Genomic DNA, 17,191 nt, shown 5'->3' on the forward strand with positions numbered 1-17,191 from the left:
GGCATTTTTATTGGCTAAGCTGTGGTGGCTGCCAACTAAACAGCAATAAAATAGTACGCTGAAAAATATTAAAGTTATCATCTGACATCATGTAAATATGATAGCTGCCATCAGGCCGCAAAACGATATCCAGCCCTTCCATATTATCAATATTTGCTTCGCTGCCAGTTAAATGCGCCAGCTCGATGCCTTCAAGTATAGGCTTTTCAAGGTTAGCGCGCGGTATATGCAGCAGTTTCATCGCCACCCCTTCAAGGGCAGAGTATTTCCGCATCAGAATTAAAAGGCTACCATCAGCAAGGGCGGCCGCATCAGTGGGCGAAAAGTTTTTAGGTGCATGGAATAGTAGTTTATCCGCTTTGCCGTTTACTATTTTCCATGCAGGCTGATTACCTTGGGCATTACGGCTGTTTTCCGCAAACATCCAAATTTCACCCTGCGGCGTTGTTGTCATTGCTTCAATGCCGTTATTGTTGGAAAGCCCTGATAAATCAACCAGATCATTAAGCGGCGACAAAACAAGTGGCTCGCTCACTGACGGTGTGAATAACAGCCTGTTATTGTTCTCAGCGCCAATCAAAAAGCCGCCGTTATATTCGGTCAGGCTTTCAGCATCATAAAATGTTTCTTTGTTTTCCTTGTTCGCGGTCCCCGCATGCCGAATAACCCCCGCATAAAGCGGCTGAACATAACTGGTTATATTCAGCGAAGCCGTAAGCCAGTAGCCTTTATCGCTAAGGGCGATTAGTTTTTTTTCATCGTTTGACACCAAAAGCCCAGAAAAACCGCCAAAATTCCAATTATTACCGGTTAGCTCCCAGCCTGCGATATAGCTAAGATCCCCGGCTGCTTTAGTGTCTGGCCTTTTAGTATAAAGCGGCATGGCATCCGCAGATAGTTTCACCGTCATTTCTGCGGCATCTGGGTCAGGCACATGTGCCGTAGTTTGTGCCATTTCTGTGCCATCCCCAAACGGGGCAAAAGCCAGCGCTGCAACACACATGGGTATTAGAAAAAACAACTTGTTACGCATTCGTAACTACCTTGATTTATAGCCCCGCGGGGTAGGGGCAACCTCTGCAAACAAACTGGCGAGCTGCTCTGTCATGGCACCGCCAAGCTGCTCGGCATCGAGAATGGTAACCGCCTTTTGATAATATCTTGTGACATCATGACCAATACCAATAGCGATCAGTTCAACCGGTGATTTACCTTCAATCCATTTGATCACTTGCCGAAGATGGTTTTCCAGATACGTGCCGGAATTGACCGAAAGTGTACTGTCATCAACCGGCGCACCGTCAGAGATAACCATCAAAATGCGGCGTTCTTCAGGCCGTGCCATCAGGCGGTTATGCGCCCACAGCAACGCTTCACCGTCTATATTTTCCTTCAATAGGCCTTCGCGCATCATGAGGCCCAAATTCCGGCGGGCGCGGCGCCACGGGCTATCTGCTGTTTTATAAATAATATGGCGCAGGTCATTAAGCCTGCCGGGTTTTTGTGGGCGCTCGGCCTTTAGCCACTTCTCGCGCGATAGCCCCCCTTTCCAGGCTTTTGTGGTAAAGCCCAGAATTTCTACCTTAACGCCACAGCGTTCCAAAGTACGGGCTAAAATATCGGCCGAGATCGCCGCAATAGAGATAGGCCTACCCCGCATGGAGCCTGAATTATCAAGCAATAGCGTAACCACCGTATCCTTAAATTCAGTTTCTGATTCCAGCTTGTAAGACAAAGGCTTCATTGGGTCGAGAATGATCCGCGCCAGCCTGCCTGCATCAAGCACACCTTCTTCCAGATCAAAGTTCCAGTGGCGGCGCTGCTGGGCCAAAAGCCTACGCTGCAAACGGTTGGCAAGCTTTGACACGACACCCGACAAATGCAGCATTTGCTGGTCCAGATACTTTCTCAGGCGGTCAAGCTCTTCCGCCTCGCATAGATCTTCTGCCTTGATCGTTTCGTCAAATTCGTCTGTGAATACCTTGTAAAACGGGGCATCCGACACTTGGTCTAGCGGCCTGTTTGGCCGCCACGGCACCGCGCCTTCTTGCTGGCCATCACCAGAGTCTGCGTCCGAATCGTCCATATCATCGAGGCCCGCCTCAGACGATGCTTCATCGTCACCTGGCTCGCCTTCACCTTCTTCTGAGCCATCGGCCCCGTCAGCATCAGCGCCTTCTTCTTCGCTTGATGTATCTTCTGTGCCTTCTGGGTCATCCCCTGCGGTATCGTCTGGCTCTTGATCGCTGTTGTCTTTGTCAGCCTGATCCCCCTCACCGTCACCCACCAGCTCCGCGATCATAGACCGGCTGAGAACAGACAGCGCTCGCTGGTCCTGATATTTGCCTTCTAACTGGTCCAGTAAGTGCCCCACCGATTCTTCGAGCCATTTACGCTGGCCTTCAACCGCTAAAACCGCTTCCTCTGGCGGCGGGCTGCCGGTTAAGCGCTCGCGCACCAAAAGCCCCATTACCTGTGCAAGCTTGCCAAATTCATCATCGCTTGGCCGCGCAAGGCCGCTTTCAAGAGCACGCTTCGATTCGTTAGCCGCAAGATTTTCTTTCATGCCGGCCATTTGCCGCGCACCAATTGCTTCAATCCGGGCGGTTTCAACAGCATCAAAAATTTCACGTGAAACAGTACCAGACGGCGCGAGTGAGCGATGAAGCCTATCATCGTGATACCGCCGCCTAAGGGCCAACGCATCCGCTTGCCCGCGTGCTTCCGCAATATCTTTTTGCCTGACATGAACCGGCATATGCTGCACACGGATACCGTCTGCCACTATGCCCGGCTGATCAGCAGAAAAGCGGACTTCCAGATCCTTATCTGCCGCAACAGCGCGTGTTGTTGCGGTAAGGGCCTGCTCAAAAATATCCCTGTTTTTTCTACTACCGTCGGCCATAGGTTTTACTTTTCACCAGAAAGAATCAGGCCCCTGTCATCAGGTTGGCAGCGCTTTCCTGCAAGTCTGTGCCAAAAGCGCGCTGATAATATTCAGCTACAACCGGCCTTTCTGCTTCATCACATTTATTGAGAAAGCTCACCTGAAAGGCAAAGCCGACATCACCAAAAATCTGGGTGTTCTGCGCCCATGTTAGCACCGTGCGCGGGCTCATAACCGTTGAAATATCACCCGCCATAAAACCAACACGCGACATATCGGCCACATGAACCATGCTAGACACAGTTTTCTTACCGTCCTCGGTTTGGAACTCCGGCACCTTGGCGAGAATAATTTCGGTTTCCGTATCGTGCGGCAAATAGTTCAGGGTTGCCACAATATTCCAGCGGTCCATCTGGCCTTGGTTTATCTGCTGTGTACCGTGATAAAGGCCGGTTGTATCGCCGAGGCCAACAGTGTTGGCTGTCGCAAAAATTCGAAAGGCCGGATGAGGGCGAATCACCCTGTTCTGGTCAAGCAGCGTAAGCTTGCCCTCAACCTCAAGCACACGCTGGATCACAAACATAACATCAGGGCGGCCAGCATCATACTCGTCAAACACAATCGCTGTTGGGCTTTGCAGTGCCCACGGCAATATACCTTCCTGAAATTCAGTTATCTGTTTACCATCTTTTAGGACAATCGCATCTTTACCCACCAGATCTATACGGCTGATATGGCTATCAAGGTTTACCCTAATGGTGGGCCAGTTCAGCCGCGCCGCCACCTGTTCAATGTGTGTAGACTTACCCGTGCCGTGATAGCCCTGTATCATCACACGCCGGTTGTGGGCAAAGCCCGCAAGAATGGCAAGCGTTGTGTTTTTATCGAACACATAGGTACTATCGATGTCTGGAACATGCTCTGTGCGCTCAGAAAAAGCAGGCACCTGCATATCAACATCAATACCAAAAACATCCCTAACCGACACGCTAGTGTCTGGCAGGTTTAAACCGGGCAATTTTTCGGCCGCTACTGCGGTCATGGAATATCCTTTTTATCTTACACACCAGAAATTGGCTCTTGTCTTAGCGCAACAAATACCCATTCTAAAGAATGAAATGCCTGTTTACCAGAGACAGGGGCAACTGCGAACCCAAGAAATTAAGAGCCAGCTAGTAGAAAGTAAGACAATTATGGGTGAAGTCACCAAACAAATTGAAAAAAAACTCACCGAAGCCCTAAACCCCACCCGGCTTGAGGTGATTGACGACAGTGAAAGCCATAGGGGGCACAGTGGCCACAGAGAAGGCGGGGAAAGCCATTTCACAGTGATTATTCAGTCCCGATCCTTCGAGGGCCAAAGCCGTGTTGCCATGCAGCGCATGGTGATGACGGCCTTAAAAGAAGAATTAGCAGGCCCTGTGCACGCACTCGCTATTAAGGCAAGTGTACCTGCCTAACTGGGCATCAGGTTCGGGACAGGTTGATAATTTTCTTGATTTCCTGAACATCAAACGGCTTTGAAACAAAACCACTGAAGCCCAATTCCTCTGTACGCTGCACCACGGAGCCGCGTACATCGGCACTAACCGCGTAAACCGGTATCTGGTGGGTATTTTCATCCTCTTTAAGCAGATTAAAGGCTTCAAAGCCATCCATCTCTGGCATATTGAGGTCGAGTAAAATCAGGTCTGGGGTGTTAACAATGGCATAAGCAACGCCTTCTTCCGCTTTTGACCGGGTAACAAGTTCCACGTTATCAATATGTCTAATCAGACTTTCCATAAGCTCAATATTCGATTTATTATCTTCTATATATAGCACCCAAACCTTGCCGTATTGCGGTTTTACAGAAGTGCCATTCACAGTTTCAGATGGTGCTGGTACAGCATTGCAAAAGGCTTCTTTTTTTTCTAAGCTCGCAGCCACCGCGACCTTATGGCCAGCACCTGCCAGCGGTAAATCAAGCCAGAACTCGCTGCCTTTACCAATCTTGCTGGTAAAACCAATTTCTCCGTTCATTGTATCCATAATGGATTTTGTGACCGACAAGCCAATACCTGAACCTTCAATGCTCATGGCTTCACGGCCCAGCCGGTTAAACGGCTCAAACATTTTAGGCCAGTGTGCTTCTGGAATACCTACACCGTCATCCTTGACTGCAACCCGAATACGGCCAGTGGGCTGGCTTGTTAAACTCACAACAACTGTTCCATCTACTTTGTTGTATTTTATCGCATTTGTGAGAAGGTTCATCACGGCCTGTGATAATCGTATTTTGTCAGCAACCACATAAAAAGATGCCTGCGGCTCGCGCAGAATGATCCGCACTTTGTGCTTTAGCGCCATCGGCATTACCATATCGATGCAATTCTGAATTATCTGCTTCAGGTCTGCATCAACCATATCCAGTTTTAGCTGACCCGTTTCAATGGTTGCCAGATCCAAAATATCATTCAGAAGAGAAAGCAGATGCTCACCGCTTTTTTTGATATGAGCCAAGTTGGCATGGATTTCTGGCTGGGCCTTTTCGTCTACATCCAGGTCTATTAACTGTGCAAAACCCAGTATGGCATTCAAGGGGGTTCTAACCTCATGGCTCATACTGTTCAGGAAGGCACTTTTAGCACTGCTTGCAGCTTCCGCATCCTCTTTTGCAGCGACAAGGTCAGCCTCTGCTTTCTTTTCAGCCGTTTGATCGCGGACAATACCGCCGTAATAAACCCTGCCATTTACTTCAAACCTGTTAACCGCAAGATAAAGCGGGAATATCTCACCATTTTTACGCTTACCCGATACTTCACGGCCTATGCCAATGATTTTGGCCTCACCGGTGCGGTTATAGTTTGATACATATTGATCATGATTATCAGCATACTCCCCCGGCATAAGCGTTTTTACATTTTTACGAACAAGTTCATCAGGCAAATAGCCAAAGATATTGGTCACCGCCGGGTTTACCGATTGGATAATGCCCTTGTCCGTTATCACAATAAGGCCATCAACAATCGAATCCCATAAAGCATTGAGCTGTGCATGGCTGCGTACATCAGGGGTTGCAAGGCGATTCGCGGTAAAGTGCAAAACCCCTAAAAGCAGCAATATTATTAAACGAGCAAAAAAACCAACCTCAAAAACATCCACGATTTTCAGGGAAGAGAAAGAAGAAGAAAGGCCTGCAGCCCACGGCAAAAACACAAAAAAGCCAAAAAAGACCCAATAATAAAGAGCTTTAAGCCTTTGAAATGTATACCTAAAATAAATAGCTGTAAAAACATGCAGAAGCGCAACCGGAAAAGGCCCTGCATATAACGCATCAATGCTGGCGATCATTAGCGTGACCAGCAGCATGGCCATTTTTGATGCAGCAAGCTTTTTGCTCATAACTATTCCGGTGTAAATTTCAGTTTCATCGACCAGAATAGAGTCGAAATAGTTACCAAGCCTTTAATAATGGTATCGATTAATATTAAAGTATTACATACTGAGTACTTGATATTTCATCAGTTTTACCAGCCTAATAGTGCTGTTTTCTTGACGCATGCCAGCAATGCCAAAAACCAGCAACCACTATTCCTGTTAAAATTGATAAAATCATAATTTCTGCGCCTGATAAATTTGCCATCGACCAATTTCCTTGTCTGACGTGGGTCTGATTTGGCTATATTCTGCGCGGTTTAAGGCAAAACCATGATAAAATTAGGGTTTGATGGACACAATTCACCTTAATGGGCCATTTCCATCTCTGGCAATCGGGTAATCTGATATGCCTGTGGCAGCACCTCAGGCATTGCCTTGCATTCAACGCTGAAATCTGGCGAACCCTTTTCCCTACTGCTAAAAGTTACCAACGCATGTGCCTTGCACGCGCTTACAAGGTGGCGGTAAAGCGCCGCGGTGTCATGGTAGAGCGAGAAACCGTCTATTGTTCTGATAGCCGGATCCCCAGACATAGGGCCACACCTATCACCGGTATCAAGTTTTACATAATCATCAAAATAGTAAAAACCACGATTACCGGCGCTGCATTCTTCGTCTAGAAACGTAAACAGAATCGGCATAAACATATCAGCAGGATCATATTCCTCCAGCGCACTGGGGCGCAGTTCAATGCCAAAATCAGCCGCTTGTGCCACCAGCCTGTCCCAGCGCCTGTCGCCCACACTGCCTAGAATCGTATCGATAGCAGGCCAAAGCTTCGCACCGCCGGGTTGTTGAAGTACAAGCGTTTTGAAAAGTGCGGCTGAATACTGACGCCTGTCAGAACCTGCCACTCCTGCAAACATCTGCCGCCAGACAGTCGCCGCCGTTATCTTATTCTCTGAGGCCTGCCTTAAACCGGCATCAAGCAACCAGTGAATGAGGGCGCCGCAGTCATAGGGTGCCTTACCAACAAGAGGACCCACGCGGCCATCCAAAGACTTTTCACTAACGGTAGCTGCACAGCCATTCATCCATGCCTGTGCCGTTTCAACGGGGACGCGGGTGTCGGGTGCCTGCACTTCAGCAAAATATGTTGCTGACCCTTCATGCAACCAAGGCTGTTGTTCCTCATCATCGGTTACAAACAGGCCGCCATTCCAGTAATGAACAACTTCATGCGCAATAAAAGCCCTTAACCAGCCAAGGTCCGCGCGCTTTATGGAAGGGTCAATTTTACGGGCAATGAACAAAACCATTGTCGGGCCTTCTGCCACACTGCCCGTGAAGTTAGTCTCCATATCATCGTTTGCAGCGTATGTTACATACACGCTGCTTGCTTTTGGGGCATCAAATCCGAAAATGGCGGTATAATTTATGGCGCTTTCCGCCAAAAAAGCAGCCACATGGTCGGCCAAAAACACGGGAACACTATCAGCGGCATAAAAACTAAAGCCATCGATTTGCCGGACAACTATGTCACCAAGCGAAAGATACATGCCCTCTTCTATAAAGCTGCTCTCTGCTTCATGTTCCCAGTTTACACAGCCTGTGTGTGTTTGAAGGCAGGCATACGTTTCGAACTGGTCCTGGTTCCCATAAAAGTAGCGGGTAAAAAAAGTGTAAGCACTTGCCCCCATCCGGTAAATAGCCGGGTAAACCCGGTCATAGCTTTGTATGTCCGGCTCTGCGAGCAGCGAAAAACTGCTGAAAGGCTGACCGTCCGCCCTCTGGACCAAAAGACCATCAAAAACAAAGCCTTCATCGGTCACATGCCATGTCGCACGCCGAAGCGGCACTGCATCTTCAAAGCCATCGTAGGCTTCCGTATTTTCAAATTGAAATTCCGTAACCGGCTTTTGGAATCGATATGTCGCCACAACACCGTCTGACTGCGCCTCTAAGGCAACCTGAACGGGAATGGCAGATGCACTGACAGCCTGAACCTGAAAACACACGGTAAAGGCTGCAACGAGCGCAACAAAAAGCACCTTCATAATACCCCCAACGGCAAAAGACCAGTTATGCAAAGATTTGCATAACTGGTCCGCTGGGGTCAAGAACCCCTATAACGTGTATTATGTAAAGGCAGAAACATTCAAGCAGCGCGCATTAAACGCCCTGCTAAAAAGTTTACGAATACAGCAATCCGAGGAAAGCCAATGCGTCCTCCATCCTAACGAAGTTAGTGATGGGTAACCGGCGGCTTTCCAAGTGGCGGCGCAAATGCAGTCAAGTTAATGCCAGCGACTGCGGATTTATATTCCTCTATACTCGGCGTGCGGCCAAGAATGGTTGAAAGCACAACAACCGGCGTTGAGGCCAACAACGATTCGCCTTTTTTCTCGTCAGTGTCTTCAACAACCCTGCCCTTAAACAGCCGGGTAGAGGTCGCTAAAACAGTGTCACCTTTGGCAGCTTTTTCCTGGTTACCCATGCAAAGGTTACAGCCGGGCCGCTCCAAATACAGGATATTTTCATAGGCAACGCGGGCAGAATTTTTCGGCGCATCATCATCAAATTCGAAGCCTGCATACTTTTGCAAAACTGCCCAATCACCTTCTGCTTTTAGTTCGTCAACAATGTTGTAAGTTGGCGGCGCAATCACGAGCGGCGCATGAAACTTGATAGCATCGCCGTTCTTTTCCATATTCTTCAACATTTGAGCAACAATTTTCAAATCGCCTTTGTGAACCATACAGGAACCAACAAAGCCCAAATCTACTTGTTTTTCACCCTTGTAGAATGAAACTGGTCTGATTGTATCGTGGGTATAGCGCTTGGACACATCTGCATTGTTTACATCTGGATCCGCGATCATCGGCTCAATAATTTGGTCCAAATCTACAACAAACTCAGCAAAATACTTGGCATTGTCATCAGGCGCGAGTGCCGGATTTTTACCTGACTTGATTTCTTCAATCCTGTTGTTCGCTATAGCAATAAGGCCTTGCAGCGTTCCCGCGCCGTTTTCCATGCCTTTATCAATCATGATCTGAATTCTGCTTTTGGCGATTTCAAGCGATTCAATCAGTGTTTCATCTTGTGAAATACAGATCGACGCTTTTGCCTTCATTTCCGCTGTCCAGTCAGTGAAGGTAAAGGCTTGGTCAGCGATAAGCGTGCCAATGTGCACTTCAATCACGCGGCCTTGGAAAACATTATCCCCAAATTCTTTTAGCATCTGCGCTTGCGTTGCGTGCACCACATCGCGGAAATCCATATAATCTTGAAGCTTGCCCTTGAAGGTAACCTTTACAGATTCAGGGATTGGCATGGTGGCTTCCCCTGTTGCCAAGGCAAGCGCAACAGTACCAGAATCAGCACCAAAAGCCACGCCCTTAGACATGCGGGTATGGCTATCGCCGCCAATGATAACCGCCCAGTCATCAACAGTAATATCATTCAATACCTTGTGAATAACATCTGTCATGGCATGGTAAACACCCTTTGGGTCCCGCGCAGTGATAAGGCCAAACTTATTCATAAAGCTCATCAGCTTTGGAATGTTTGCCTGCGCCTTCTTGTCCCATACAGACGCTGTGTGACAGCCTGATTGGTAAGCGCCGTCCACCGTTGGAGAGATAACTGTAGCTGCCATCGCTTCCAGTTCCTGAGCTGTCATCAAACCTGTGGTATCCTGCGACCCCACAATATTCACCTTCACGCGCACATCTGAACCTGCATGCAAAACTTTACCAGGTGTCACACCAACAGCATTTTTATTGAAGATTTTCTCTACAGCCGTCAGGCCTTGCCCCGCGTGTGAGATTTCCTTAGAAGCAGCAAAGACAGATGGCACCTCAATGCCGAGTGTTGCGGCCGCAAAGGTTTGAAGCTTTTTGCCAAATACAATCGCGTAAGAACCGCCAGCTTTAATGAATTCCACCTTCTGCGGCGTGAATGCCGAAGAAATATCAACCAGCTCTTTATCTCCGTCCGCGTTATATAACTTCTTCTTCTTTGTGTTGATTGTAAGCACGGTCCCTGTCTCAACAGAGTAAGCTTGCTCAAGGGCCGGGTCGCCGTTTTCGTCCAAAATGGGCTGCCCTTCTGAATCTAGCTTTTTAACCCAGTTTTTCAGATCAAGGCCAATCCCGCCAGTCACACCTACAGTTGTCAAAAAGATAGGGGAGATACCATTTGTCCCACCAACAACAGGGGCGATGTTCACAAAGGGTACATAAGGGCTAGCTTGCTTGCCCGTCCACAGGGCAACATTATTTACGCCAGACATTCTCGATGAGCCTACGCCCATTGTACCTTTTTCAGCGATCAACATAACGCGTTTATCAGGATGCTGTTTTTGCAGTTCTTGTATTTCAGCTTGCGCTTCTTCAGAAATCATACACTTGCCGTGCAGTTCACGGTCGGATCTGGAATGGGCTTGGTTGCCGGGCGAAAGCAGGTCAGTAGACACATCACCTTCAGCAGTAATATAGGTTACAATCTTTATTTCTTCCTCGATATCCGGAAGTTTTGTAAAAAACTCAGCCTGTGCATAACTTTCCAGCACACCTTTAGCAACCGCGTTCCCGGCGGCATAAGCAGCGGCAAGGCGGTCCGTATCCATCTCGTAGAGGAAAACTTGCGTTTTAAGAACGGCAGAAGCTTTCTCCGCAACTGACACATCATCACCAAGGGCCAAATCAAGAAGAACCTCGACAGACGGGCCACCCTTCATGTGAGAGAGCAGCTCAAGGGCAAAATCTGCCGAGATTTCGTCCACAACAGTGCCGCCAAGGATAATGTCTTTTAAGAATTTAGCTTTTTCACCAGCAGCACTCGTTGTACCTGGCAAGGTATTATAGATAAAAAATTCAAGTGAAGATTTTCTATGGTCGCTGTTAGTATCTTTGATCTGTGAGACGATCTCTTTTACAAGCGCGCCATCTTCAATGGGCTTTGGATTCAATCCCTGCTGTTTTCGGGTTTCGATCTCATTTAAATATTCTGTATACAAACTCATGACTGTCCTGACGAAAGAATGTTAGATGAAGCTTGAAACCCAGGCTGCAGAATAGTCTGGCTAGAGAATAATCTTGCAGGCAAGGGAAAAGCGGGCTGGTGGGCATATTATTGCAACAAACTCTTGCTTGCAAGATAGTTTGGTTCGGATAACATTAGTTTATGGTCATTTTTTGCGCCTTTGCAGGCGCTAGCATATGCTTGAATTTTTAAAACCCTTGATATGGAGGTCCCGGTCTTATGGCACCTGTTGGACAAGACACACTGAAAACCCGTCGCACCCTTAGCGTTGATGGTAAAAGCTACGACTTTTACAGCCTGAAAGCGGCTGAAAGCCAAATTGGCGATGTTTCCCGCCTGCCTTACACTCTGAAAGTTCTGCTCGAAAACCTTCTGCGCCATGAAGATGGTGTCACTGTAAAAACAGAAGATATCAAAGCGCTTGCTGACTGGCAGAAAACCCAACGTTCCGATCATGAGATTCAATACCGTCCAGCCCGTGTTTTGATGCAGGACTTTACAGGCGTGCCCGCGGTAGTTGATTTGGCCGCCATGCGCGATGCCATGTCTGCTATGGGCGGCAACCCAACGCTGATCAACCCTCTTGCCCAGTGCGATCTTGTAATCGACCACTCCGTAATGGTGGACAAGTTCGGTACCGCACAAAGCTTCAAGCAAAACGTTGACCTTGAGATGGAACGCAATGCCGAGCGTTATGAGTTCCTCAAATGGGGCCAGTCAAGCCTTGATGATTTTAACGCCGTTCCCCCTGGAACAGGCATTTGTCACCAAGTAAACCTTGAGTATATCGCCAAAACCGTATGGACATCAGAAATCGACGGTAAAACAATTGCCTTCCCTGATACCTGCGTTGGTACAGACAGCCACACAACCATGATCAACGGCCTTGCGGTTCTCGGCTGGGGTGTGGGCGGTATTGAAGCCGAGGCAGCGATGCTCGGCCAGCCTGTTTCCATGCTTATCCCTGAAGTTGTTGGTTTCAAGCTTACCGGCAAACTGAAAGAAGGCATCACAGCAACTGACCTTGTCCTGCGTGTTGTGGAAATGCTGCGCCAGCTCGGCGTTGTTGGCAAATTTGTTGAATTTTACGGCAACGGCCTTGATGAGCTTACCATTGCTGATCAGGCAACAATTGCAAACATGGGCCCGGAATACGGCGCCACATGTGGTTTCTTCCCTGTGTCACAGCAAACACTTGATTACCTAACCTTCACAGGGCGGGACACAGAAACTGTTGCCCTTGTAAAAGCCTATGCACAAGAGCAAGGCATGTGGCGCGACGCTAATTCGCCAGAGCCGGTTTATACAAAAACACTTGAGCTTGATATTTCCACTGTGAAACCTTCGCTTGCTGGCCCAAGCCGCCCGCAGGACCGGGTTGACCTCGACAACGCCAAAAATACCTTCATCAATGAAGTGCTCGCGAAAGCCGGTAAAAAAGATGATCTGGCTGAATACAGCGTTGAAGGTGAAAAATTTACGCTTACACACGGCGATGTGGGCATTGCAGCGATCACAAGCTGCACCAATACCTCTAACCCGGGCGTTCTTATTGCGGCTGGTCTGGTTGCCAAAAAAGCAAATGAACTGGGTCTGAAAAGCCAGCCGTGGGTAAAAACCTCGCTCGCGCCCGGTTCGCAAGTGGTAACAGACTATCTTGATAAAGCTGGTCTCACCGAGCACCTTAACGCGCTTGGCTTTAACCTTGTTGGTTATGGTTGCACCACCTGTATTGGTAATTCTGGCCCGCTGGCGACGCCTATTTCCAAAACAATCAACGACAACGGCCTTGTGTGCGCAAGCGTACTTTCCGGCAACCGCAACTTTGAGGGCCGCGTAAGCCCAGACCTCAAAGCGTCTTATCTTGCATCACCCCCCCTTGTTGTGGCCTATGCAATTGCTGGCTCCATGAAAATTGACATCACGACAGAGCCGCTTGGCCAAGACAAAAATGGCAATGACGTGTTCCTGAAAGATCTTTGGCCGTCAAACCAAGAAATTCACGAAGCGATGACAGCCAGCCTGACACGTGACATGTTTATCGAACGATACGCAAACGTGTTTGATGGCACACCAGAATGGCAAGCCGTTCCTGTGTCTGAGGGCGAAACATACAAATGGAACGATAAATCTACCTATATCCAGCACCCACCATACTTTAAAGGCATGGGTCCAGAGATTGCGCCAACAACGGATGTTATTGGCGCACGCCCACTGGCGCTGCTCGGTGACAGTATCACAACTGATCATATCTCTCCTGCTGGTTCCATTAAGGCTGATAGCCCGGCTGGCGAATACCTGCAATCCAAAGGGGTTACTAAAGCTGACTTCAACTCCTACGGCTCACGCCGCGGCAACCATGAAGTGATGATGCGCGGCACGTTCGCGAATGTGCGCCTCAGGAACCTTATGGCACCGGGCACTGAGGGCGGCTGGACAACACACCAACCATCGGGCGAAGTGATGAGCATCTATCATGCTTCCATGAAGTATCAGGAAGCGGGCATACCGCTTGTTGTTGTCGGCGGCAAAGAATACGGTACAGGTTCAAGCCGCGACTGGGCAGCCAAAGGCACCAACCTTCTCGGCGTAAAAGCTGTGCTGGTTGAAAGCTTTGAGCGTATTCACCGGTCTAACCTCGTTGGCATGGGTGTTCTACCGCTTCAGTTCAAAGACGGTGATACACGCGAAAGCCTTAGCCTTGTGGGGACAGAAACATTCGACATCACGGGTGTAGCGGGTAACATCAAGCCGCTTCAGGATGTAAGTGTTACAATTCACCATGCTGATGGCACCAAAAAAGACATCACGGTTCTGTGCCGGATCGATACTGAAAACGAAGTTGAATACTATAAAAACGGCGGCATCCTGCACTATGTGCTGCGCCGCCTCGCTGCATAAAAAAGCGATTATAGAGATACAGAAGGGCGGTCAATTGGCCGCCCTTTTTAATACAAAACCTTGCATTTCATCGGTATATCCGGCAGAAAACATCAAAATCACACACTGGTGATTGGCGGGTGATGGAAAAGATGCGTATAGTGACTTCATGATGAAAAGCCTCTTTGTTCTGATTTTGTTAGCCTTGTGTAGTGTGCTTCCCCTCCGCGCCGAAGAAGAGCCACGCCTTACTGTTATTGAACTGTTTACAAGCCAAGGCTGCTCGAGTTGCCCCCCTGCTGATGCGCTTCTCAAAACCATGCGCGACAGGCCGGGTGTGCTAACACTCTCTTGGGCGGTTGATTACTGGGACAGGCTTGGCTGGCGCGACACGTTCGGCGCGCCCTACAACAGCATGCGCCAAACCGCCTATAACAAACGCCTTGGCCGAGGCGGCGTTTTTACACCGCAAATCATTCTTGACGGGCAGGTTTCCTGTGTTGGCTCAAAGCCAGAGCAAGTGAAGAACGCCCTTGAAAAAGCTCGCATGCTTGACCGTATGGCCGTATCCCCCGCTTTAACATCTGATAATGCTGGCCTGCACCTTGCCCTGCCCGGCACCGCGCTTGATGACACTGTAGCCGTCCGGGTTGTCTGGTATTTGGGCGATGCCACTGTTGAAATTATGAGCGGCGAAAACAATGGTCGCACCCTGCACTATACCAACATTGTGCGCGGCACAGATATTCTTGAAGACTGGGATGGCAGCGCCCAAACCCTTGATATTGACAGCACTGATGCTCTGGCATCTGGCGCAGACCATATCGCCATTTTACTGCAAAGGGGCTATGGGCACGGACCCATTATAGGGGCTGCATCGCTAAAATTAACACCTGCCACCTAAACCTTACTGCTTGACTTTCTACTTCATTACAGGCAAAGAGGCCGCGGCGAAAAGCTACCTGCTTCAAATAGAGGCATGGTTGAACGACGTTTCCGCGTGATGTCACGCAGACCAACAGAAGTACTGTTCTGATTAAGGGTTGAGGAAAAGGCGTTCCCGCTAGATGTAATGCGCCAGACACTAATGGCTGGCCCTTGACCCAAAGACTGGAACAGAAATGACTACTTTTGAAGAGCTCGCTATTAGCGCGCCTATCCTGCGTGCGCTTGCCGAAATGGATTTCACAACACCAACTGATATTCAAGCTGCAACTATCCCTGCTATTCGCGACCACCAGGATGTGATCGGTGTGGCGCAAACAGGGAGTGGTAAAACAGCTGCTTTTGTTATCCCGGCGCTTGAAAGCATGGCAGAATATACCGAACATGCCAAGCCCGGCATGCCGCGTGCCCTTATTCTTGCACCAACCCGCGAACTGGCCATTCAGATTACCGATAAAATCAAGGAACTTGGCCGTTTCATGCGCACAAGCTGCTGCACCATATATGGCGGCGCACCCTACCGCACACAAACACATATCCTGCGCCGCGGTGTTGACATTCTGGTCGCCACCCCGGGCCGCCTGCAAGACCATATGAAACAGGGTAACATTTACCTTGATGAAGTTGAGTATTTTGTACTCGACGAAGCAGACCGTATGCTTGATCTGGGTTTTATTGATGAAGTGCGCGACCTTGCCCGCAAACTGCCTAAAGGGCACCAGTCGGTTATGTTCTCTGCGACCATGAACAACCAGATCAGAACACTGGCTGAAACGCTTCTGCATGAGCCTGTCAGCATTGAAATGGCGCGTCAGTCAACCATTACGGATAACCTTGCACACAGCGTGATGTTTGTGCCCGGTCACCAGAAGCGCGACCTGCTCTTGCACATGATTGAAGAAGAAAAGCCCGGCAAAGGCCTGATATTTGTGCGCACACGCCGCGATGCTGATGATCTTTCAGCTTACTTGGACGGCCTTGGCTTCAAAACAGATGCCATTCACGGCGACAAGCAACAAAAAGCGCGCCAGCGCACCATTCGTGCCTTCACTGCAGGCCAGTTTGATTTTCTGGTCGCAACTGATGTTGCCGCACGCGGTATTGACGTAAAAGATATTAGCCACGTGTTTAACATGGACGTGCCTGTTGAATCAGAAAGCTATGTGCACCGTATTGGCCGCACGGCGCGTGGCTCTGCCCACGGTAAAGCCTTTACATTCTGCGGTAAAAGCGACATGCGGCTTCTGCGGGCAATCGAATCGCTTATCGGTATGTCCATTCCGGTAACAGAAGACCACCCGTTCCCGCTGAGCTTCCAAAAGCAAAAAAGCGCTGGCTTCAGAGCCGCAGGGCCGGAAAAGCACCGGAAAACCCGCAAAGACCGCACCCCGGCAGGCGCAGCGCGTCGGCGCGAGAAACCAGCCTTTGGCGGTGAGCGCGATAATAACCGTCGCCGCGAGTGGGACCCAACAGCACAAAGCACAGGGCCACGCCGTGACAGAGATTTTGACGCAAAACCACGCCGTCAGGACCGCGATAGTGATGCTCCATCGGGCCGTCGTTTCGAGAAAGCACATTCCGCAGGGCCGCGCCGCTTTGAACGGTCAGAACAAGCGCCCGCAGCCGGTGGTCGTCGTTTCGAGAGGTCAGAGCAGGCCCCAGCAGCAGGTGCACGTCGCCGTAATGAGGCTGATGCAGCAGCGCCGCGCCGCAGAGAACGCTCAAGCGAAGCACCAGGCGGCGCTCGCCGGTGGGAAAAAACAGATGCGAAACCAGCAACAGGTACGCGCCGCAAAGAACAGTTTGACGCAACACCGCGCCGCAGCGAACATTCAAAAGATGCTGCAGCTGGTGCACGTCGGTGGGAAAAAACAGACGCTAAACCAGCAGCTGGCGCACGTCGCAGTGAAAAACCGGGCGGCAAACCAGCAGCACCTTCTGCGCGTAAAGCAAAAGTAAAAGGCAAGCGCCCAGCGGTTGCTGCCCGCAAAAGCGGCAAAGCTTTTTCTGGTAAACCCGCTGTCGGTGGTGGCCAGCCGCTAAAGCGCAAAGCACGCTAGTTACAAAAAC

At 49.5% G+C, this 17,191-nt stretch carries 10 protein-coding genes; 4 read left to right on the forward strand and 6 right to left on the reverse strand.

Annotation, left to right across the window (positions count from 1 at the left end; all coding sequences use genetic code 11):
* Positions 1-7: 7 nt before the first annotated feature.
* From ICL80_RS01345 to cobS, 3 genes are read right to left on the reverse strand one after another with little or no spacing between them, the layout of a single operon-like run.
* Positions 8-1,033 (reverse strand): esterase-like activity of phytase family protein, encoded by a 1,026-nt coding sequence (locus tag ICL80_RS01345; RefSeq protein WP_194214344.1) that lies wholly within the window; start codon positions 1,031-1,033, stop codon positions 8-10.
* 6 nt (positions 1,034-1,039) lie between these two features.
* Positions 1,040-2,905: a cobaltochelatase subunit CobT gene (cobT, locus tag ICL80_RS01350; RefSeq protein ID WP_194214345.1), complete on the reverse strand. Its 1,866-nt coding sequence runs from the start codon at positions 2,903-2,905 to the stop codon at positions 1,040-1,042.
* A gap of 25 nt (positions 2,906-2,930) precedes the next feature.
* Positions 2,931-3,929 carry a cobaltochelatase subunit CobS gene (cobS, locus tag ICL80_RS01355; RefSeq protein ID WP_194214346.1) on the reverse strand — a complete coding sequence of 333 codons (999 nt, stop codon included), beginning with the start codon at positions 3,927-3,929 and terminating at the stop codon, positions 2,931-2,933.
* 151 nt (positions 3,930-4,080) lie between these two features.
* Between cobS and ICL80_RS01360 the strand changes: the two genes are divergently transcribed.
* Positions 4,081-4,347 (forward strand): BolA family protein, encoded by a 267-nt coding sequence (locus tag ICL80_RS01360; protein ID WP_194214347.1) that lies wholly within the window; start codon positions 4,081-4,083, stop codon positions 4,345-4,347.
* Positions 4,348-4,354: 7 nt separating this feature from the next.
* Here ICL80_RS01360 and ICL80_RS01365 read toward each other — a convergent pair whose 3' ends face one another.
* The 3 genes from ICL80_RS01365 to ICL80_RS01375 form a co-directional block, all read right to left on the reverse strand.
* A complete protein-coding gene (locus tag ICL80_RS01365; RefSeq protein ID WP_194214348.1) occupies positions 4,355-6,271 on the reverse strand; it encodes an ATP-binding response regulator in 1,917 nt (638 codons plus the stop codon).
* Positions 6,272-6,612: 341 nt separating this feature from the next.
* A complete protein-coding gene (locus ICL80_RS01370; RefSeq protein WP_194214349.1) occupies positions 6,613-8,304 on the reverse strand; it encodes a hypothetical protein in 1,692 nt (563 codons plus the stop codon).
* Between the two features lie 188 nt (positions 8,305-8,492).
* Positions 8,493-11,276, reverse strand: coding sequence for a bifunctional aconitate hydratase 2/2-methylisocitrate dehydratase (locus tag ICL80_RS01375; RefSeq protein WP_194214350.1), 2,784 nt, complete (start codon positions 11,274-11,276; stop codon positions 8,493-8,495).
* Positions 11,277-11,515: 239 nt separating this feature from the next.
* Between ICL80_RS01375 and acnA the strand changes: the two genes are divergently transcribed.
* From acnA to ICL80_RS01390, 3 genes are all read left to right on the forward strand, one after another.
* Complete coding sequence (gene acnA, locus ICL80_RS01380) at positions 11,516-14,197, forward strand: aconitate hydratase AcnA (protein WP_194214351.1); 2,682 nt, start codon at positions 11,516-11,518, stop codon at positions 14,195-14,197.
* A gap of 148 nt (positions 14,198-14,345) precedes the next feature.
* On the forward strand, positions 14,346-15,080 hold the full coding sequence (locus ICL80_RS01385; RefSeq protein ID WP_194214352.1) for a DUF1223 domain-containing protein: 735 nt from the start codon (positions 14,346-14,348) through the stop codon (positions 15,078-15,080).
* Between the two features lie 217 nt (positions 15,081-15,297).
* Positions 15,298-17,181, forward strand: coding sequence for a DEAD/DEAH box helicase (locus tag ICL80_RS01390; protein WP_194214353.1), 1,884 nt, complete (start codon positions 15,298-15,300; stop codon positions 17,179-17,181).
* The last annotated feature ends 10 nt before the right edge of the window (positions 17,182-17,191 follow it).

Source organism: Kordiimonas pumila, from assembly GCF_015240255.1.
Taxonomy (GTDB): Bacteria; Pseudomonadota; Alphaproteobacteria; order Sphingomonadales; family Kordiimonadaceae; genus Kordiimonas; species Kordiimonas pumila.